The organism is Streptomyces sp. NPDC057002, from assembly GCF_042673825.1.
GTDB lineage: Bacteria > Actinomycetota > Actinomycetes > Streptomycetales > Streptomycetaceae > Streptomyces.
Window position 1 is genome coordinate 106,838 of sequence record NZ_JBHURZ010000003.1, and the last position, 19,860, is coordinate 126,697.

A 19,860-nucleotide genomic window follows, 5' to 3' on the forward strand; every position below is an offset into this window, starting at 1 on the left:
CTGGCCGGTCCGCTTCGGTTCACGACCGAGGGCAGGCCAGGGGGACCGTACGCTAAGCCGTATGGGTGCCGTGAAGACCAAGCGGATGCCGCGTGCGGTCCGCGAACAGCAGATGCTGGACGCCGCCGTGCGGATCTTCGGCCAACGGGGCTACATGGCCGCGTCGATGGACGAGATAGCCGAACTCGCTGGCGTGTCCAAGCCGTTGGTCTATCTGTACCTGAACTCCAAGGAAGACCTCTTCACCGCCTGCATCCGCCGCGAGGCCAAGGCCCTCGTGGCGGCGGTGCGGGCCGGGGTCCGTCCCGGTCTGCCCTCCGACCGGCAACTCTGGGAAGGGCTCGGGGCGTTCTTCGCCCACACCGGGCGCAACCCGGACGCCTGGTCGGTCCTGCACCTCCAGGCCCGGACGCACGGCGAGCCGTTCGCCGCCGAGGTCGCCGCGATGCGCGAGGAGATCGTCGCGTTCGTGACGCAGCTGATCCTCACCGGTGCCCGTGAGGCCCACCACGACCCCGACCTGCCGGAGCGCGAGGTCGCCGGCCTCGCCGAGGCCCTGGTCGGCGCCGCCGAGTCCCTCGCCGCCTGGGCCAACGCCACCCTGGGCATCACGGCCCGCCAGGCCGCGGCCACGATGATGAACTTCGCGTGGGCGGGCCTGGGCGACCTCATGGCGGGGAGACCGTGGTCACCGCCGGCGGAGGAGCAGACGGAGGATGAGCAGGCGGAGGAGGAGCAGGCGGGCGCTCAGGCCGGGTAGACATCCCCCGCCACGTGCACCCGCTCGTCCCCGTCCCGCAGTTCGAAGCGGCCGTCCTCCGCCGCGTACGTCACCGTCCCCGGCAGCAGCACCGGCGCCCTGAACTCCGCGCGTACGTGGCAGGAGGCCGGCGTGCCGTGCGCGGCGAGGCAGCGGGCGAGCGTCCACATGCCGTGGGCGATGGCCCGGGGGAAGCCGAACAGCCGGGCGGTGAGCCGGTGGAGGTGGATCGGGTTGCGGTCCCCGGAGGCGGCCCCGTAGCGCCGCCCGACATCCTCGGCCAGCCGCCACTCGGCGACGGCGGGCAGCGGTTTCCGCACCTCTTCCCGGGGAGCCTCGGCGGGCCGTCCCGTGCGGTGCCGGGCGAGATACGTGCTGCTCGACTCCCAGACGACGTCCCCGCCTTCCCGCAGCTCCGTGACGACCGTGGCCTCCGTGCCGCGCCGGTGCGGTGCCAGCCCGTCGACCCGCACCGCGAGTTCGTACGCGCCCGTCGCCGGCATTCCCCGGTGCCGGGTGACCGTGATCGACGTGTGGACCAGGCCCAGCAGCGGCAGCGGAAAGTCGCGGCCGCTCATCAGCCGCATGGCCAGGGGGAATCCGAGCACATGCGGATACGTCGGCGGCAGTGCGTCCTCCCCGGTCGGGAACCCGCAGACCCGCTCGTACGCCGCCAGCCGCGCGAGGTCGACGCGCAGGCCGGGCAGGACCAGCCGGGTGCGGGGGAACTCCGCGTCGGGGGCGGGCCGTTTGAAGGGGGAGAGCAGGGCACCGCGGGCGAGGAGCGGCGCGAGGGAGGGGGGCCCGGTGAGGACAAGAGCGGCGTCGTCGGCCATCACGCCCCCAGCAGGCTCTGGCCGCAGACGCGCACGACCTGGCCGTTGACCGCGCCCGAGCCCGGGTGCGCCAGCCATGCCGTGGTCTCGGCGACGTCGACCGGAAGACCGCCCTGGGCGAGGGAGTTCATGCGTCGGCCCGCCTCCCGGATGAACAGCGGGACGGCGGCCGTCATCTTCGTCTCGATGAAGCCCGGCGCGACCGCGTTGACCGTCACCCCGTGCTCCGCGAGCGCGCGCGGCGCGAGGGAGCGGACCATGCCGACGACGCCCGCCTTGCTTGCCCCGTAGTTGGTCTGCCCCGCGTTCCCGGCGAGGCCCGCGATGGAGGCCGTCGCCACGATCCGGCCGCCCCGCTTCAGCGTCCCGGCCTTCAGCAGCGCGTCCGTGGTGCGCAGCACGCTCGCCAGGTTCACCTCCAGCACGGAGATCCAGCGCTCGGCCGGCATGTTCACCAGCCGCCGGTCGCGGGTGATGCCCGCGTTGTGGACCAGCAGGTCCAGGCCGTCCGGCAGGGCCTCGGCGATCCGCGCGCCCGCGTCGGCGGCCGTGATGTCGAGGAGCAGCGCACTGCCGCCGAGCCGGTCGGCGACGCGCCGGGCGTCCTGTTCGGCCCCCGGCACATCGAGGACGACGACCCGGGCCCCGTCCCTGGCGAGCGTCTCGGCGACCGCCTCACCGATACCGCGCGCGGCACCGGTGACCAGGGCGGTCCGGCCGGTCAGGGGGCGGTCCCGGTCGACAGGGACCTCAGGCTCCTCGCCGGCCCCCACCTCGATCACCTGCCCGCTGACGTACGCCGACTTGGGCGACAGCAGGAAACGGAGCGTGGACTCCGCGGCGGAAGCGTCCGTGAGCCGGACCAGGTTCACCGTCCTGCCCCGGCCGATCTCCTTGCCGAGGGAGCGCGTGAAGCCCTCCAGGGCCTGCTGGGCCGCGGCCTGGTGATGGTCGGCCGGGTCGAGCGGGGCGCCGAGCACGACCACGCGCCCGCTCGTGGCGAGTGACCGTATGCCGGGGTGCAGGGCAGCGTGCACCTCGGCCAGTCCCTCGACGTCCCGCACCCCGCTCGCGTCCAGGACGACGGCGGCGGCCCGGTCGGGGCCGGCCGGGGCGATTCCCGTACGGGCGAGGACCGGTGCGAGGCCGAGGGCGGACCGGCCGGCGGTGAGGTGACGCAGGCCGCCGTCCAGGGCCGGGCGCTCGGGGGACCAGCGGGTCAGCGCCGCGGGCCGGGGCAGGCCGAGGCGGCGGGTGAGGAAACGGCCGGGCGCGGTACCGGTGAAGCGCAGATAGCGGTCGGCCATTCCAACTCCCAGCTTCCGGAGGATGCTCGCTGTTCCTTACTCTGGAGTAAGGTTACCGGAGGTAATGCTACGTCACGGGCGAGGAGCAGGTCGAGATGAGCAACCGGCAGGTGTCGAGATGAGCCCCTGGCAGACGGCGCCGCAGGTGCGGCGCGTGGCGGTCATCGGCGGAACACGCATCCCGTTCGCCCGCGCCGACGGGCCCTACGCCACCGCCTCGAACCAGCAGATGCTCACCGCCGCCCTCGACGGCCTCGTCGAGCGGTACGGACTCCAGGAGCCCGGCGCGGTGGGCGAGTTCGTCGCCGGCGCCGTCCTCAAGCACAGCCGCGACTTCAACCTCGCCCGCGAGACGGTCCTCGGCTCGACGCTGCACCCGCGCACCCCGGCCTACGACATCCAGCAGGCCTGCGGCACCGGACTCCAGGCCGTCATCGCCGCCGCCAACAAGATCGCCCTCGGCCAGACGGAATCGGCGGTCGCGGGCGGCGCCGACACGGCCAGCGACGCGCCCCTGGGCGTCAACGACACCCTGCGCCGCATCCTGCTGGAGGCCAGGCGCGCGAAGTCGACGGGCGCCCGTCTGAAGGCCCTGGCGAAGGTGCGCCCGTCCCATCTCGTCCCCGACATCCCGCGCAACGCCGAGCCGCGCACCGGCCTGTCCATGGGCGAACACGCCGCCGTCACCGCCCGGGCCTGGGGTATCGGCCGCGAGGCCCAGGACGAACTGGCCGCGGCGAGCCACCAACGGCTGGCGGCGGCGTACGAACGCGGCTTCTTCCAGGACCTGGTGGTCCCCTTCCGGGGCCTGGCCCGCGACCAGAATCTGCGCCCCGGCTCGACCGCGGAGAAACTCGCCGCCCTGGAGCCGGTGTTCGGCCTGGACCGCCCCGGCCCGACCATGACCGCAGGGAACTCGACCCCGCTCACGGACGGGGCCGCCACCGTCCTGCTGGCGAGCGAGGAGTGGGCCCGGGAGCGCGGCCTGGCGCCGCTGGCGTATCTGACCGCGTACGAGACGGCCGCCGTGGACTTCGTGGACGGCGATGCGGCGGGCGGCGAGGACGGCCTGCTCATGGCACCCGCGTACGCGGTCCCGCGCATGCTGGAGCGGGCCGGGCTGAATCTGGCCGATTTCCAACTGATCGAGATCCATGAGGCGTTCGCCTCCCAGGTGCTGGCGACGCTCGCCGCGTGGGAGAAGCGGGGCCTCGGCACGGTGGACCGCGACCGGCTGAACGTCGCCGGCTCGTCCCTCGCGACCGGTCACCCCTTCGCCGCCACCGGCGCCCGGATCGTGGCCACGCTGGCCAAACTCCTGGCCGAAGCCGAACGGGACACGCCCGCACGCGGACTGATCTCGGTCTGCGCGGCGGGCGGGCAGGGAGTGACGGCCGTCCTGGAGCGGGCGTGAAGCCGGAGGCAGCACCAAAACTGAAGGTCCCTCACGTAACCCCCGAGATTGCACAGGCCCGGCTCCGGACCATCCCCGAACCCGCACAAACCCGCCACGTGAGGGCCGTACGATCCCGTTCCTACCGGCAGTAACCCCTTTCTGGGGGTTCAGCCGGTTGAGCGCCTCGGCGTGCGAGGCACGTACGTCCATGCAGCAAGCAGTTTTTCGCTGCACGCCCCAGGAGCCGCCCGTGTCCACTGCCTATCCCTCCTCCGCCTACGGCGACGTGTACGGAGGACCGGTCCTGGTCGAGCCCGAGACACGACGGCTGGACGGGGTGGTGCGGGAGGCCGCCGTACCGCCGCTGGCGCCGCCGTGGACGCACGGGTCGCTCGCCGACCTGCCGTTCGACAACGCGAGCGCGGAGCCGGACGCCGTGGTGCTCAGCCGCAAGGACGCCGAGGGGAACTGGAGCGACGTCACGGCGGCCGAGTTCGCCGCCCAGGTGCTCGCCGTGGCGAAGGGGCTGATCGCCGAGGGCCTGATGCCGGGCGACCGGGTCGCCGTGATGGCCCGCACGATCTACGAGTGGACGGTCCTGGACTTCGCGGCCTGGTCGGCCGGTCTGGTCACCGTCCCCATCTATCCCACGTCCTCCGTCTTCCAGGCCCGCTGGATCCTCCAGGACTCGGGCGCGGTCGCCCTGGTCACCGAGACCGCCGGGCAGGCCGCCGCCCTCGGCCCGGAGCGCGAACGCCTGCCGGACCTCCACCACATGTGGGTCGTCGAGAAGGGCCACGTGGACCGGCTCGCGGAAGCCGGGGCGCACCTGGCCGACCACGAGGTCGAGGTGCGGCGCGGCATGCTGGGCCCCGACACGCTCTCCACCCTCGTCTACACCTCGGGCACCACGGGCCGCCCCAAGGGCTGCGCCCTCACCCACGGCAACTTCTTCGCCGAGGTCGACAACGCCATCGAGCTCCTCTACCCCGTCTTCAAGACGAAGACCAGCGAAGAGGCCTCGGTCCTGCTGTTCCTGCCGATGTCCCACGTCTTCGGCCGCATGGTCGCGATCGCCTGCATCCGCGCCCGGGTACGGCTGGGCCACGCGCCGAGCATCAAGGCGGAGCACCTGCTGCCGGACCTGGCGAGCTTCCGGCCGACCTGTCTGCTGGCCATCCCGTACATGCTGGAGAAGGTCTTCAACTCGGCCCGCGCCAAAGCCGAGGCGGGCGGCCGGGTGACCTCGTTCGACCGCGCGGTGTCGGTGGCGCGGCGCTACGGCGAAGCGATGGAGGCCCGGCAGACCGGCACCGGCCCGGGCCCCTCCCGCGCCCTGAAAACCGCCCGGGTCTTCTACGACCCGCTGGTCTTCCGCCGTATCCGCAACGCCATGGGGGGCCGGGTCCGCTACGCGATCTGCGGCGGCTCACCGCTGGGCCGCCGACTCGCCGCCTTCTACGCCGGCGCCGGCATCGAGATCTTCGAGGGCTACGGCCTGACGGAGACCACCGGCGCCGCCACCGTCACCCCGCCCCTCAAGCCCCGCCTGGGCACGGTCGGCTGGCCGCTGCCCGGCACCCGCGTCCGGATCGCCGCCGACGGCGAGATCCTCCTCGCCGGCGACCATGTGCTGCGCGGCTACTGGGACCCCCAGGCCGGCGGCGTCGTCCCCGCCGCCCCCGACGGCTGGCTCGCCACCGGCGACCTCGGCGAACTGGACGACGAGGGCTATCTGACGATCACCGGCCGCAAGAAGGAACTGCTGATCACCGCGGGCGGCAAGAGCGTCGCCCCGGCCCCCCTGGAGAACTGGCTGCGCTCCCACCCGCTGATCTCCCAGTGCCTCGTCCTGGGCGACGGCCGCCCCTTCGTCTCGGCCCTGATCACCCTCGACCCGGACGGCATCACCCACTGGCGCCAGATGAACGGCAAACACCCCGTACCGCCCAAGCTCCTGGTCGACGACGAGGACCTGCGGGCCGTCCTCCAGCGCGCCGTCGACGAGGCCAACAAGATGGTGTCCCGCCCGGAGTCCATCCGCGCCTTCGCAATCCTCGCCGAGGACTTCACCGAGGAGGCGGGCCATCTGACCCCCTCGATGAAGCTCCGCCGCCAGGCGGTACTGCGCGCGTTCACGGAGGAAGTCGAGGGGCTGTACGCACGCTGAGGCGGACTGCCGTGAGGCGGCCTTTGCGATGTCTTCACACGAATTTCTTGACGCCGCACACCGTCTCCCCTTTGGCTTTCGAGCAATCCCGTCGCGATGCTCCCCCCATCGGAAGGCACCACCAGTGAAAGCGCGTAACACCCGTCGGACCGCTGGGCGCCCTGTCGCCATAGCCCTGGCGGTCTCCGTATCGGCCCTGTCCCTCACCGCGTGCGGCGACGACGGGAGTGACGAATCGGCCGTGCAGAAGGGCAACGACATCACTGTGGGCCTGCTGCTGCCCGACCGGGACACGGCTCGCTTCGAGAAGTTCGACTACCCCCTGATCAGGGACGAGGTCGCGTCCCTCACGGAGAACAAGGGCAAGGTCCAGTACGCCAACGCCGAGGCGAGCGTGTCCAGACAGAGCCAGCAGTTCCAGAAGATGATCGACGACAAGGTCGACGTCATCCTGGTGGACGCGCTGAACTCCAAGAAGATCGCCGCGGATGTGCGGAAGGCCAAGGACGCCGGCATCCCGGTCATCGCCTACGACCGGCTCGCCGAGGGCCCGATCGACGCCTACGTCTCCCACGACAACGAACTCGTCGGGCAGGTGCAGGGCCGCGCCATCATGAGCGAGCTCGGCGAGAAGTCCGAGAAGAGCAAGGTCGTCATGATGAACGGCGACCCCGGCGACCCCAACACGGCACGCTTCAAGGACGGCGCGCTGAGCGAGCTCCAGGGCCAGGTGGACATCGTCGAGCAGTTCGACACCAAGGAGTGGAAGCCCTCCATCGCCAAGGCGAACATGGAGAAGGCGATCCGGGCCGTCGGGCTGAACAACATCGCCGCCGTCTACTCGGCCAACGACGGCATGGCGGGTGCCGTCATCGAGGCGATGGAGGAGGCCGGCGCCACCAAGATGCCGCCGGTGACCGGGCAGGACGCCAACCTGGACGCGGTGCAGCGGGTCGTGTCGGGGGAGCAGTACATGACCGTCTACAAGTCCTTCCTGCTGGAGGCGACGAACGCCGCGAAGATCGCGGTGGCCAAGGTCCAGGGCCGTCAGATCGAGTTCGCCGCGCTGACCCGGGAGACCGTCGACAGCCCGACGGCGAAGAACGTCCCGGCGATGCTGGTGCCGGTGGTCGCCCTCACCAAGGACAACATCAAGGAGACGGTGATCACGGACGGCGTCTACACCGTGAAGGACATCTGCACCTCGAAGTACAAGGCGGACTGCGCGGCGATCGGCCTCGAGTAGGTCTGTCCGGCTCTTGACTTCGCGGGGTGCCCGCGCGACATTCCCCACCCCCTTCTGTCGCGCTGGAGCCGTCATGACCACTGACACGAACTCCGCACCACCCGCTGGTTCCCCATCCCGGGCTCCTTCGCGGGAGCCTTCGCGGGCGCCTTCCCGAAGACGAGTGCTGGCCGGAGCCGCCGGTGCCGGGCTCGCGGTCGCCGCCGGAGTGCAACAGGGCGCCCAGGCAGCCGACTTACCCCCGCTCGGCACGTACGACGTCGTCGTCATCGGCTCCGGCGCGGCCGGGATGACCGCCGCGCTGACCGCCGCCGGACAGGGGCTGAGCTGCGTCGTCCTGGAGAAGGCCCCGACCTTCGGCGGCTCGGCCGCCCGCTCCGGCGCCGGGATCTGGATCCCCAACAACCCGGTGCTCCAGGCGGCCGGTGTCCCGGACACGCCCGCGAAGGCCGCCGCCTACCTCGCCGCCGTCGTCGGCCCGGACGTCCCCGCCGACCGGCAGCGCGCCTTCCTCGCCCACGGACCGGCCACGATCTCCTACGTCATGGCCCACAGCCCCCTGCGCTTCCGCTGGATGGAGGGCTACAGCGACTACTACCCGGAGCTGCCCGGCGGCCTGCCGAACGGCCGCTCCATCGAGCCCGACCAGCTCGACGGGCGGATCCTGGGCCCGGAACTGGCCCGTCTGAACCCGCCGTACATGGACGTGCCCGCCGGGATGGTCGTCTTCAGCGCCGACTACAAGTGGGTCACGCTGGCCGCCGTGAGTGCCAAGGGCGCGGCCGTCGCGGCCCAGTGCCTGGCACGGGGCACGGCGGCGGCACTGCGCGGCGAGAAGCCGCTGACCATGGGCCAGTCGCTGGCGGCCGGGCTACGGGCGGGACTGAGGTCCGCCGGTGTGCCGGTGTGGCTGAACACGCCCCTGACCGACCTGCACGTCGAGAACGGCACGGTCACCGGAGCGGTCGTCACCCGCGACGGCACCCCCGGCCTGGTCCGCGCCCGCCGGGGCGTGATCGTCGGCTCCGGCGGCTTCGAGCACAACGCGGCGATGCGCGAGCGCTTCCAGCGCCAGCCCATCGGCACGGACTGGACCGTCGGCGCCAAGGAGAACACAGGCGACGGCATCCTGGCGGGGGAGCGGCTCGGGGCGGCCCTCGACCTGATGGACGACGCCTGGTGGGGCCCGGCGATCCCGGTCCCGGGCCAGCCGTACTTCTGTCTGGCCGAACGCACCCTCCCCGGCGGCCTCCTGGTCGACGGTTCGGGCAGACGCTTCGTCAACGAGGCCGCCCCCTACAGCGACGTCGTCCACACCATGTACGACGAGCGCGAGGCCATCCCGGCCTGGCTGATCACCGACCAGAACTACCGCAACCGGTACCTCTTCAAGGACGTCCTGCCCACCCTGCCCCTCCCCGGCGCCTGGTACGACTCGGGCGCCGCCCACAAGGCCTGGTCACTGGACGCGCTCGCGGCCTCGATCGGCGTCCCGGCGGCGGCCCTGCGCACGACCGTCGACCGTTTCAACTCCCAGGCACGGCGGGGAGAGGACCCCGACTTCCACCGCGGCGACAGCGCCTACGACCACTACTACACGGACCCGTCCGTCCTCCCGAACTCCTGCCTGGCCCCCCTGTGGCTGCCCCCGTACCACGCCTTCCGCATCGTCCCCGGCGACCTCGGCACCAAGGGCGGCCTGCTGACCGACGCTCGTGCCCGCGTCCTGCGGGAGGACGGCTCGGTCATCCCGGGCCTCTACGCCGCCGGCAACGCCAGCGCCGCGGTCATGGGCCACAGCTACGCGGGCGCGGGCTCGACCATCGGCCCGGCGATGACGTTCGGGTACATCGCGGCGAGGGACATCGCGGGGGTGCTCTGAGGACCCCTAAGAGGTGGGCCGCGAGGGCTTGCGGGCCACGAGGCACGCCTGGGCGACCGGCTCGCCGAGCTCCTCGTCGGCCTCCCGTACGGTCCGGGAGCGCAGGACGAATCCGGCGGCTTCGAGCAGGGGGACGATCTGCTCCGGCCGGCGCCGCCGGAAGTCCAGGGCCACCCGGTGTCCGAAGGCCTCCTCGTAACGGCGGGGCTCGTCCCCGGCCTGGAAGCCGAGCAGCAGGTGCCCGCCGGGCCGCAGCACGCGGTGGAACCCGGCGAATACGGCGGGCAGGTGGTCCAGGGGGGTGTGGATGATCGAGTACCAGGACACGACCCCGTCGAGCGAGTCGTCCGGCAGGTCCAGCTCCAGGATCGAGCCCTGCTCGAACCGGAGGCCGGGGTTCTCGCGGCGGGCGATCGCGAGCATCGACTCCGACAGGTCGAGGCCGAAGACCGACAGCCCCCGGTCCGCCAGAAACGCCGTCACCCGCCCGGGCCCGCACCCCAGGTCGGCGACCTCGCCCCCCTCACCCACGAGCCCCGCGAAACCGGCCAGCAGCCCCCGGTCCAGGGGCGTTGCCGCGAGGTAGTCGCCGAATTGGACGGCGTAGTCCTCGGCCACGGTGTCGTAGAAGGTACGGGTCTCGCGCACGAAGTCGGAGTCGGTCATGGCCCGAGACCCTACTGCGGGGGCTCGTTGGCTTGCCCGGGGTTTGCATGCCGGTCCCCTTGGCCTGGCGTAGCGCCGGGGCATCGCGGCTCGCTTGTCTGTGGGCCCTGTGGCTTGGCGTGTGCGGGGGTGGTGTGGCTCGCTTGTCGGTCGGTTCCTTGGTCTTGGCGTGTGCGGGGGCGGTGTGGCTCGCTTGTCGGTCGGCCCCTTGGTCTTGGCGTGTGTGCCAGGGCGGTGCGGCTCGCACCGCTGTTGGATCCGCTGGTCTCTGCGTTTCCGCTCGTCCCCGTGCGGCGCGCACGCCTGCTCGCCCCCGGCGGCCCGTCCCTCTGGCTTCTGCTCAGGGCCCGTGCGGCTCGCCTGTCTGCTCCGCTGCCTGCGTGCCCCGTCCTTCTGGCCTTGGCGGCGGGACTTCCGGCTCCGGCCCCTCGCCCGCAGGCTCTCCCCCTGGCTTCGGGTGCCTTCTCGGCACCCGCGCCATGGCCGGCCTTCTCGTGCTCACGTCGCCCCGGCCTGCCGGCTCTCCCCGGGGCCCATGCGCCTAGCTGGTCGGTTCGTCTCCCCGGCCTTCGGCTTGGCCCTCGGCCGCTCTCGTCGCTCCGGCGCCCGCCGCCGCTCCGATCGCCGTGCCCAGGCCCAGGCCCAGGGCCAGGCCCAGTCCGATGTTGTCGAAGACGGTCAGGCCCAGGGACAGCCCGAGGGCCGTGCCGAGCGACAGGCCGAGGGACACGCCGGTCGCCAGATGGTTGTGCGCGGGAGTTCCGCTTTCCCGCTCGTCGTTCTCGCCGTTCTCTTCATGTCCCTGCATCCGGACATCTTCTCCCGGCCGGTGCACGGGCAGTCCAGGCCCCCCGGTCCGCCCCGCCACAGCGGAGCGACCCGCAGAATTCGCCGGAAATTCATCGGCCTCTCCGGGAACGACAGAACCGGAAGAGGACGGGAAAAGGCAGGAGCCCCGTCGCCTGACGGCGCGGGGCTCCTTGGGTACTACTGATCAGACCGGGGTGACGTTCTCAGCCTGCGGACCCTTCGGGCCCTGCGTGACGTCGAAAGACACCTGCTGGTTCTCCTCGAGGGAGCGGAAGCCGCTCGCGTTGATCGCGGAGTAGTGGACGAAGACGTCGGGGCCGCCGCCCTCCTGGGCGATGAAACCAAAGCCCTTTTCGGCGTTGAACCACTTCACGGTTCCGGTAGCCATAAGCCCTCCTTGGGCCCAAAAGGGTTGCCCTGCTCCAGAACCAGCAAGTGTGAAGATGAATTCTGCACAACTGCATACGTCTGAGAATGACGAGAGCCCGCGGTCACATGCTCCGCAGGCTCTGTACTGCAAGGGAAACCAAACTGCAACTTGCGATGAGCCTAGCACGCAGGCCCCGGAATGCAATAGGGGTCAAGATCACGTCACCCGAATGTTTGAACATCCCGCCGCCGAGTGGCGGAGAGGGCCTCTGACGGCGATCACGAACCCACGGCGGGGCCGGACGCCGACCACTGGGCCGAGAGGGCTAGCCTCACGATGTGGACAATCCTCGCACCCGGCCGCGCGTCGGCCACATCCAGTTCCTGAACTGCCTGCCCCTGTACTGGGGGCTCGCCAGAACGGGCACGCTCCTCGACTTCGAGCTGACGAAGGACACCCCGGAGAAGCTCAGCGAGAAGCTGGTGCAGGGCGAACTCGACATCGCACCGATCACCCTGGTCGAGTTCCTCAAGCACGCGGACCAACTGGTCGCCTTCCCCGACATCGCCGTCGGCTGCGACGGCCCGGTGATGTCGTGCGTGATCGTCTCGCAGGTCCCCCTGGACCGGCTGGACGGCGCCCGCGTCGCCCTCGGGTCGACCTCCCGCACCTCCGTCCGCCTCGCCCAGCTGCTCCTCGCCGAGCGCTACGGCGTACACCCGGACTACTACACGTGCCCGCCCGACCTCAGCCTGATGATGCAGGAGGCCGACGCGGCCGTCCTCATCGGTGACGCGGCACTGCGCGCGAACATGCTCGACGGGCCGCGCTTCGGCCTGGCCGTGCACGACCTGGGCGCCCTGTGGAAGGAGTGGACGGGCCTGCCGTTCGTCTTCGCGGTCTGGGCGGCGCGCCGCGACTACCTGGAGCGCGAGCCGGTCCTCACGCGCAAGGTGCACGAGGCCTTCCTCGAGTCCCGCAACCTCTCCCTTGAGGAGGTCGCCAAGGTCGCCGAGCAGGCCGCCCGCTGGGAGGACTTCGACGAGGAGACCCTCGCCCAGTACTTCACGACGCTCGACTTCCGCTTCGGCGGCCCGCAGCTGGCGGCGGTCGCCGAGTTCGCCCGCCGCGTCGGCCCGACGACCGGGTTCCCGGCAGACGTGAAGGTGGACCTGCTTCAGCCGTGAGCGGGCGCTCCTCCCGCACTACTCTGCTGGGAGTGCAGGCGGACGGGGGCCCACCCGGGCTTCCGTACGCCTACGGGGGAGGGGTGACGCCATGCGGCCGCTCGATGTCGACGAACCCACCGTCGTGGGGCCCTACCGGCTGCTCGGCCGGCTGGGCTCCGGCGGGATGGGCCGGGTCTATCTGGGCCGCAGCGCCGGAGGCCGCACGGTCGCCGTGAAGATCGTGCACCCGCACTTCGCGCTGGACGAGGAGTTCCGGGCGCGTTTCCGGCGCGAGGTCCAGGCCGCGCGCCGGGTGGGCGGCGCGTGGACGGCGCCGGTCCTGGACGCGGACCCGGAGGCACGGGTGCCGTGGGTGGCGACGGCGTACGCGGCGGGCCCGTCGCTGTCCGCCGCGGTGGCGGACTTCGGCCCCTTGCCGGCCCACACCGTACGGGTCCTGGGCGCGGGGCTCGCCGAGGCGCTGGCGGCGGTGCACGAGCTGGGTCTGGTGCACCGGGACGTGAAGCCGTCGAACGTCCTGCTCACGCTCGACGGCCCCCTGCTGATCGACTTCGGGATCGCCCGGGCCACGGACGGTACGGCGTCCCTGACCTCCACGGGCGTCTCGATCGGCTCGCCCGGCTACATGTCGCCCGAGCAGATCCTGGGCAAGGGCGTCACGGGCGCGGCGGACGTCTTCTCGCTGGGCGCGGTCCTGGCGTACGCGGCGACCGGCGAACCGCCCTTCCCCGGTGACTCCTCGGCCGCCCTGCTCTACAAGGTCGTCCACGAGGAGCCGGAACTCGGCCTGCTGGACGGGGAGCTGCGGTCCCTGACGGCCGCCTGTCTGACGAAGGACCCGGGCGCACGGCCCGCCCCGGCGGAGGCGGCCCGACGGCTGGCTCCCGAGGGAGCGGCCCGGCTGATGACGGGCGGGTGGCTGCCCGGGGCGCTGGTGGAGCAGGTGAGCCGGAGCGCCGTGCGGCTGCTGAACCTGGAGACGGCGGGGCCGGGGGCCGGGGGGCCTTCGGGGCCGGTGGGGTTCAGTAGTCCTTCTGTGGGGGTGGTCGAGACGGGGGAGGGAGGGGAGACAGGGGAGGCTGCTGAGGCTGTTGGGGCTCGCGGGGCTGCCGAGCCCGGGGTCTTCGGGCCGCCGCCTGTCATGTCACCACCTGTCACGTCTACGCCTCCCACGGCCCCGCCCGTCGCCGCCGTACCCCCACCCCGTGACGCCGGCCCGCAGGACACGGCCCCGCCGTCCACCGGGCGCCGCCCCGGCAAGGTCACCGTCTCCGTGGCGGCGACGTCCACGCCGGAGGGCGGCGGGCGGGTGCGGAGGCTGAGCTGTTCGGTCGCCCTGGCGGTCGCGGGGGCGATGGCGGCCGTGACGATCGGGTCGGTGTTCGTGTTCGACCTGCTGCCGGGCCGGAGCGGCCAGGACGACGACGCGGACTCGGGCAGCGGGACCGACTCGCCTCCGGCGGCGACCGCGAGTTCCGTCCCCGGTGCGGTGCCCGCCGCCTACCTCGGCACCTGGGAGGGCCAGGGCACCGCCCTGGACGGCAATCTGCCCCTCGGCACGTTCCGGATCACGGTCGAACGGGCCGCCGTCGGCCAGGAGCTGGGACGGCTCCGCCAGACCGACCAGATCGGCGGCGTCTGTATCGACGTACTGACCCTGAAGCAGGTGACGAAGAAGGAGCTCGTCGCGACGTCCGTGGGCGCGAAGACCAACCACAGCGGCTGCAACCCGGCCGCCACCACCGTCCGTCTCAGCCCGGTGGGCGACGACCTCCAGTACCGCTCGGAGAGCGAGGAGTCGGGCCGGCCTCAGGCCCGGATGTCGAAGGTGCGGTAGGGGCCGACCGGCGGCTGAGCCTGACCAGCAGGGTGATCAGCAGTGCGGCCGACGCGAGGGTCGCGACCAGGCCGACGATCCACAGCCACGGATAGTGAACGTGCACCCAGCAGGGGCCGCCCTCGCTGTAGCAGTCGGCGTCCCAGCCGCGGCGCCGCTTGGGCCGTGCGGTGCTGCCGATCACCCCGGCGACCAGGTACCCCGCGGCCAGCCCGGGCAGGGAGGCGGACACCCAGGCCAGCGAACGCGCCTTGCTCTTCTTCCAGTTCATCCGGGTCACCGGCGCCGCCCAGGCCAGGAGGACCAGCGGCACCAGAGCGCCGACGGTGGCGGCGAAGGCGTATCCACCGCCGGGCCAGGCGGGAGCGAAGTCGCCCCAGAGTTCGTGGCCCCAGTACATGTCGAAGAAGACAAGCGGCATCAGTAGGACGACGAAGCCGGGGAGCACCACGCAGGCCCAGAGACAACCCCAGCCCCGCTTCTCCGGCTCGTCGGAGTGCGGCCGGCCCGGCCGGTGCTCGTACCGCAGCGCCGACCCTGCCGCCTTCCTCCGCTTCGGCTTCGCCGACCCCCCGCTCAGCACCTCACCCCGGGATGACGACGGTCCGCAGTTCCCCGTCCCCGAGGTGCAGCATGCCCTTGCCCGGGGCGACCTGGCCGCCGACCATGCCGCGGTTCAGGCGTACGCCGATGAGGTCGCCGCTGGAGGACTCCTGCGGGGAGAGCAGGATGCCGCGGCGGGCCTTCTTGGCGTCGACCTGCCAGCCGGAGAAGCCGCTGCACACGTCCTCCTCGTCACCGGCGATGACCATGGCGAGGCCGCGTTCGGCGCCGCGGGAGACCAGCTTCTTCATCTGGCTCTCGGCGTCGCAGTCCTCCAGGATCTCGCCGTCGTCGATGAGGACCGCGATCGGCTCCTCCAGGGACGCCTGGTCGATGAGCTCCTCGAACTCGTCCTCGTCGATGTCGTCTCCGGTGAAGACCTTCAGCACACCGTCCACGCCGTCGAGTTGACGAAGGGGCGACTGGCGCGGCGACGCGATCACCAGACGCGTGCCCTGCGCCAGGAACGAGTGCGCGAAGTTCAGCAGCACCGTCGAACGGCCCGACTTGGCCGGACCCGCGACGACGAACGCCGGCACGCCCTCCGCGAGGTCCGGTCCGAAGCCGACGATCTCGTCGCCGCCGATACCGACCAGGCCCCACAGACGCGAGCGGGACGCGTCCGGGTCGCGCATCTCCCAGGCCTCCGGGAAGGAGATACGGCTGGGCAGGCTGTCCACGCGGAACGGGCGCCGCGAGCGCGGGACGTCGGCGTCACGGGCCGTCGCCGCCTCGCCGATCGCCGCCAGCGCGGCCGCCTGACCCTGACCGGTCGTGTCCTCGGCGAGCAGCGCGAACTGCGTCTCCGTGCCGAACTCGTTGCGGAAGGCACGCCCCGGCGGGATCTCCTCGGGCACCTTGCGGGCCGGGATGCCGAGCGAGGAGAAGTCGCTGCGGTCGGCCAGCCGCAGACCGTACTTGTCCTCGGTGAGCGTCGCGATACGGCCGACCAGCAGGGTCCGGTCACCGGTGAGGACCAGGTGGATGCCGACGCTCGCGCCCTCGCGCATCATCGTCTGCAGCTCGTCCGTGAGCGAGCCGTGGTCGATCTCGCCGAGCGTGGGCACCCAGCCCTCCCAGCGGTCCAGCAGCACCACGATGTGCGGCAGCCGCTCGTCCTCGGCGACCGAGGACCGCTGCTCACCGATGTCCGCGAAGCCCTTGTCCGCCAGCAGGTCCTGGCGCCGGCCCATCTCGCCCTTGAGCCGGTTGACGAGCCGTACGACCCGCTCGGTCTGGTTACGGCCGACGACCGCACCGCAGTGCGGCAGCCGCGTCAGGGCGTTGAGCGCGCCGTTGCCGCAGTCGATGCCGTAGAGGTGCACATCGGCGATCGAGTGCGTACGGGCGATGGAGCCCGCGAGGGTGCGCAGCACCTGGGAGCGGCCGCTGCGCGGGGCACCGCCGATCATCAGATGGCCGAAGGAGGAGAAGTCCACGGCGACCGGGCGCCGGGCCTGGCTGGCGGGCAGGTCCTCGATGCCGTACGGGGCCGGCGGCAGCTTGCCGGGGCCGCCCGCGAACGCGGGGAGTTCGACGTCGTCCAGCAGCAGCGTCTCGTCGAGCGCGGGCAGCCAGGGGCTGTGCTGCGGCGGGATACCGAGCGAGCTGTTGGCGTCGCGGATCGTGTCGACGAGGACCTTCAGGTCGGTGATCTCCTCTTCCTCACGGGCCTCCGCCTTGGGCTTGACCAGCGCCGAACGGCCCAGGTCCTCCCAGGTCAGCGGGCCCACCCAGGGCATGAGTACCGCCGGGTCGGCCGCACCGGGCCGACGGCCGCCCACACGTCCGGACTGGAAGGGGACCAGGGAGGCGTGCCCGAGCCGGGCGTAGGCGCGGCCCGGGGTGTTCTTGGAGATGTGCCCGGCCTCGGGCGAGTCGATGACGTCGGACGACTCACCGCCGTCCGTCACGCGCAGCGCGATACGGAGGTTGGTGTTGGCGCGGATCTCGGGCGACACGACACCGGACGGCCGCTGGGTGGCCAGCAGCAGATGGATACCGAGCGAACGGCCTCGCTGGGCGATGTTCACGAGCCCGGTCACGAAGTCGGGCAGGTCACGCACCATGGACGCGAACTCGTCGATGACGATGAGCAGCCGGGGCACCGGCTGATGCGACGACGGATCCCGGCGCACCAGATCCTGGTAGTCCTCGATGTCCTTGGCGTCGGCGGCGGCCAGGATGTGCTCGCGCCGGTGCAGCTCGGCACCCAGCGACTCCAGGGCACGCTCCACCAGGTGCGCGTCGAGGTCGGTCACCATGCCGACGGTGTGCGGCAGATGCACACAGTCCTTGAAGGCCGCGCCACCCTTGTAGTCGACCAGCACGAAGGTCATGTTCTCGGGCGTGTTCGCCACGGCCAGCGCCGCCACGATGGTCTGCAGCAGCTCCGACTTACCGGAACCCGTCGTACCGGCGATGAGACCGTGCGGACCGTCCTTGCGGATGTCCAGCCCGAACGCCCCGTCGTACGACTCACCGATGACGGCCAGCGTCGACTGCCCGCCCATCCGCCACCGCGCCACGATCGCGTCACTCGTCGGCGGCTCCAGCTGAAGCACGTCCAGCAGCCGGCTCGAACCCGGCAGCGCCGAGTCCTCGGTCTCACCACTGATGTCCCGCAGCGGCGACAGCGACCGGGCCAGCCGCAGACACCAGGCGGCGGAGACGAAGTCGGGCCGTACGTCCTTCAGCCGCTCCGCACCGGCCTCCTCGACCCGCAGCCGCAACAGCTCGCTGCGCCCCGCCTGTTCGGGCTGCTGTGCGGTGGTGTGCCAGGCCTGGAAGGAGGGGAAACCACCGGCGACCTGCTGCTGGGACTGCTGCTGGACCTGCTGGGCGGGCTCGTACTCCTGCGCCTTCGGCTCGGCGACGACATACGCCTGGCACTCACCGGGCAGGAACCGCTCCTCCGCGTCCAGGCAGATGGCGAACATGGACACGGCGGGCCCCTCGCGCAGCAGCCGCACGACTCCGGGAAGGGACCGGAGCCTCCGGGACCCGTCCCACACCACGACGATGTCGGGATCGCCGAAGGACGACGCACCCTGCGACTTGTTCTCCTCGGCGGCCTTCTTGCGCGCGTCGAGGATCTGCGTCAGCTCGCCGATCCGGGCACCCACGGTCTCGGCGTCGGTCCCGATGAGCGCGTTCACGTCCTGCCCGCCGGACGGCCGGGAGTGCGGCAGCCAGCGCGTCCAGTCCCAGGACTCCTGCGCGGCGTTCTCGCTCAGCACGTAGAACTGCACATCCATCGGGCTGTGCAGCGCCGCGGTCTGCGCGACGGCCCACCGCCCGAGAGCACGGGCGGAGTCCCCGGGCCCGGCCATGCCGATCACACCGAGATTGCGCAGATGCAGCGCGACCGGGGCGTCCTCGATCTTCCAGGTCACCTGGCGACGGTGGTCGTCCTGCTCGGGGTCGTCGAGCACGACCTCGGAGGGCAGCTGCCCGGTCCCGAACCGCACGAGAAGATGATCACGGTCGGTACGCCGCCGCTCCCACAGCCGGGTCCGAGGCCCGGTCCCAAGGGCGAGGACAGTGGCGGGGTCGGGTATCGCATGCCGCCGGTCGGTCCGCTCCGCGACGAGCGCGTCCTGCGCGTCCTTCTCGATCCGCTCCTTCTGCTCCTCGTACTCCTCGACCTGCTTGGCGTGGGACTTACGCCCGTGCTTCTTGTCGTTGTAGTAGTTCGCGAAGAGCAGGATCGGAGCCAGGCCGGCCATGATCAGGTAGTACCAGCGCTGGAAGATCATCACCGATACGACGGCACCGACGAGCGGCGTCATCGCCATCAGCCAGGGCAGCGGCCGGGCCTCGTAGTCGCGGGGCGGCGACGGCAGCCGGAAGTTGGTCTGCCGCTCGGGCGGGCGCAGCCGCGGAGGACGGTTGTAGTCGAGGCCGACACCGTCGTCCGACCACTTGAGGGCGGCGTTCGGGGGTGTGTACCGGGTGAGTTCGAGGAGGGTGTTACCGAGCGCGATCTGACTGCCGAGGGGCCACTCGCCGGGCCCGCCCTTCTTCTTCTCGCCGCTGTCGTCCTTCTGCTTCTGCTTCTGCTTCTTCTTCTCGCTCTTCTTGTCGCTGGGCTCCTCCTTCTCGCTCTCGGCGAGGGACTTGCCGTCGAGGGTGACGTGCTCCTTGTCCATGTGCACGGCGACCCGGCAGGTGCCGTCGGTGGCGACGGAGAGGGTGAGGGCGCGGGCGTCGACCTCGGGATCGTCGATACGGACGTACGAGGCGGCCCCGCTGCCGATGTCGTAGCGCCCGACCCCGAGCCGGTGCACGAACCCGGCGGCGGGCCCGCCGACGACGCGCAGCTCGACGAGCCCGGTGGGCTCACCCGGCAGACACCCGGACGGATCCTGAAGGCTGACGACGGCACCCTCGCGCAGGGGCGACCCGACGACGGTGGCGCTGGGATCGACGGCATACCCGTCCACGTACACGAGGGGCGCGTTGTTGACCGGCGCGTGCCGGTGCTGCCCGAGCGGGATGACCTGCGCCCCGCTGTGCCCGACCTGCTTGGCCAGCTCCTGGGCGATGTCCCCCACGGTGGACTCAGGATCGGCATCGAGCACGACGTCGGCGGTGCCACCGCCGTACGGGTCGACGACGGTCAGAGTCAGGCGCACGACTAGTCCTCCCCGTGCCACTGGGCCGGTGTGGCCGCAGTGGTTGTGTGGCTGCTGCTGTCGACCGCCGCGCTGTCGCGCTGTCCGCTTCAGTCACGCGGGTCACAGCCGTAAGGGACGATATCCGTTCGGCACGGCGACGGGGCAATG

The 19,860-nt window shown here is 71.8% G+C and carries 14 protein-coding genes; 7 read left to right on the forward strand and 7 right to left on the reverse strand.

Annotated features, from left to right (window positions below):
• The first annotated feature begins 61 nt into the window (after positions 1-61).
• Complete coding sequence (locus ACFT32_RS14895; protein WP_382489076.1) at positions 62-760, forward strand: TetR/AcrR family transcriptional regulator; 699 nt, start codon at positions 62-64, stop codon at positions 758-760.
• Here the strand turns inward: ACFT32_RS14895 and ACFT32_RS14900 are convergent.
• Positions 748-1,596 carry a MaoC family dehydratase gene (locus ACFT32_RS14900; RefSeq protein WP_382489078.1) on the reverse strand — a complete coding sequence of 283 codons (849 nt, stop codon included), beginning with the start codon at positions 1,594-1,596 and terminating at the stop codon, positions 748-750. The two genes, ACFT32_RS14895 and ACFT32_RS14900, sit on opposite strands and share 13 nt — an antisense overlap.
• The gene (locus ACFT32_RS14905) at positions 1,596-2,903 is read right to left on the reverse strand and encodes a 3-oxoacyl-ACP reductase (protein ID WP_382489079.1); all 1,308 of its coding nucleotides are present in this window, start codon (positions 2,901-2,903) and stop codon (positions 1,596-1,598) included. Before ACFT32_RS14905 ends, ACFT32_RS14900 begins: the two co-directional genes overlap by 1 nt.
• Positions 2,904-3,021: 118 nt before the next feature.
• On the opposite strand from ACFT32_RS14905, the gene ACFT32_RS14910 reads away from it, so the two are divergent.
• From ACFT32_RS14910 to kstD, 4 genes are all read left to right on the forward strand, one after another.
• A complete protein-coding gene (locus ACFT32_RS14910) occupies positions 3,022-4,317 on the forward strand; it encodes an acetyl-CoA C-acetyltransferase (RefSeq protein ID WP_382489081.1) in 1,296 nt (431 codons plus the stop codon).
• Positions 4,318-4,549: 232 nt separating this feature from the next.
• On the forward strand, positions 4,550-6,469 hold the full coding sequence (locus tag ACFT32_RS14915; RefSeq protein WP_382489083.1) for an AMP-dependent synthetase/ligase: 1,920 nt from the start codon (positions 4,550-4,552) through the stop codon (positions 6,467-6,469).
• Between the two features lie 124 nt (positions 6,470-6,593).
• On the forward strand, positions 6,594-7,715 hold the full coding sequence (locus ACFT32_RS14920) for a sugar ABC transporter substrate-binding protein (RefSeq protein ID WP_382489085.1): 1,122 nt from the start codon (positions 6,594-6,596) through the stop codon (positions 7,713-7,715).
• Positions 7,716-7,878: 163 nt separating this feature from the next.
• On the forward strand, positions 7,879-9,597 hold the full coding sequence (kstD, locus tag ACFT32_RS14925) for a 3-oxosteroid 1-dehydrogenase (protein ID WP_382489087.1): 1,719 nt from the start codon (positions 7,879-7,881) through the stop codon (positions 9,595-9,597).
• A 6-nt stretch (positions 9,598-9,603) separates the two neighbouring features.
• Here kstD and ACFT32_RS14930 read toward each other — a convergent pair whose 3' ends face one another.
• From ACFT32_RS14930 to ACFT32_RS14940, 3 genes are all read right to left on the reverse strand, one after another.
• On the reverse strand, positions 9,604-10,263 hold the full coding sequence (locus ACFT32_RS14930; protein WP_382489089.1) for a class I SAM-dependent methyltransferase: 660 nt from the start codon (positions 10,261-10,263) through the stop codon (positions 9,604-9,606).
• A 541-nt stretch (positions 10,264-10,804) separates the two neighbouring features.
• Complete coding sequence (locus ACFT32_RS14935) at positions 10,805-11,071, reverse strand: hypothetical protein (protein ID WP_382489091.1); 267 nt, start codon at positions 11,069-11,071, stop codon at positions 10,805-10,807.
• Between the two features lie 186 nt (positions 11,072-11,257).
• Entirely contained in the window at positions 11,258-11,461 is a 204-nt protein-coding gene (locus ACFT32_RS14940; RefSeq protein WP_003992177.1) for a cold-shock protein, read from the reverse strand.
• 320 nt (positions 11,462-11,781) lie between these two features.
• Between ACFT32_RS14940 and ACFT32_RS14945 the strand changes: the two genes are divergently transcribed.
• Positions 11,782-12,630, forward strand: coding sequence for a menaquinone biosynthetic enzyme MqnA/MqnD family protein (locus ACFT32_RS14945; RefSeq protein WP_382489093.1), 849 nt, complete (start codon positions 11,782-11,784; stop codon positions 12,628-12,630).
• A 91-nt stretch (positions 12,631-12,721) separates the two neighbouring features.
• Positions 12,722-14,470: a serine/threonine-protein kinase gene (locus tag ACFT32_RS14950; RefSeq protein WP_382489094.1), complete on the forward strand. Its 1,749-nt coding sequence runs from the start codon at positions 12,722-12,724 to the stop codon at positions 14,468-14,470.
• Here ACFT32_RS14950 and ACFT32_RS14955 read toward each other — a convergent pair.
• Positions 14,385-15,053, reverse strand: coding sequence for a hypothetical protein (locus ACFT32_RS14955; protein WP_382489096.1), 669 nt, complete (start codon positions 15,051-15,053; stop codon positions 14,385-14,387). The two genes, ACFT32_RS14950 and ACFT32_RS14955, sit on opposite strands and share 86 nt — an antisense overlap.
• A 1-nt stretch (position 15,054) precedes the next feature.
• Positions 15,055-19,710 (reverse strand): FtsK/SpoIIIE domain-containing protein, encoded by a 4,656-nt coding sequence (locus tag ACFT32_RS14960; protein WP_382489097.1) that lies wholly within the window; start codon positions 19,708-19,710, stop codon positions 15,055-15,057.
• Positions 19,711-19,860: the final 150 nt, after the last annotated feature.

Coding starts and splice junctions, on each gene's coding strand:
- ACFT32_RS14930 (WP_382489089.1), bottom strand. CDS start 10,263: ATGACCGACTCCGACTTCGTGCGCGAGACCCGTACCTTCTACGACACC.
- ACFT32_RS14900 (WP_382489078.1), bottom strand. CDS start 1,596: ATGGCCGACGACGCCGCTCTTGTCCTCACCGGGCCCCCCTCCCTCGCG.
- ACFT32_RS14905 (WP_382489079.1), bottom strand. CDS start 2,903: ATGGCCGACCGCTATCTGCGCTTCACCGGTACCGCGCCCGGCCGTTTC.
- ACFT32_RS14910 (WP_382489081.1), top strand. CDS start 3,022: ATGAGCCCCTGGCAGACGGCGCCGCAGGTGCGGCGCGTGGCGGTCATC.
- ACFT32_RS14895 (WP_382489076.1), top strand. CDS start 62: ATGGGTGCCGTGAAGACCAAGCGGATGCCGCGTGCGGTCCGCGAACAG.
- ACFT32_RS14950 (WP_382489094.1), top strand. CDS start 12,722: ATGCGGCCGCTCGATGTCGACGAACCCACCGTCGTGGGGCCCTACCGG.
- ACFT32_RS14935 (WP_382489091.1), bottom strand. CDS start 11,071: ATGCAGGGACATGAAGAGAACGGCGAGAACGACGAGCGGGAAAGCGGA.
- ACFT32_RS14940 (WP_003992177.1), bottom strand. CDS start 11,461: ATGGCTACCGGAACCGTGAAGTGGTTCAACGCCGAAAAGGGCTTTGGT.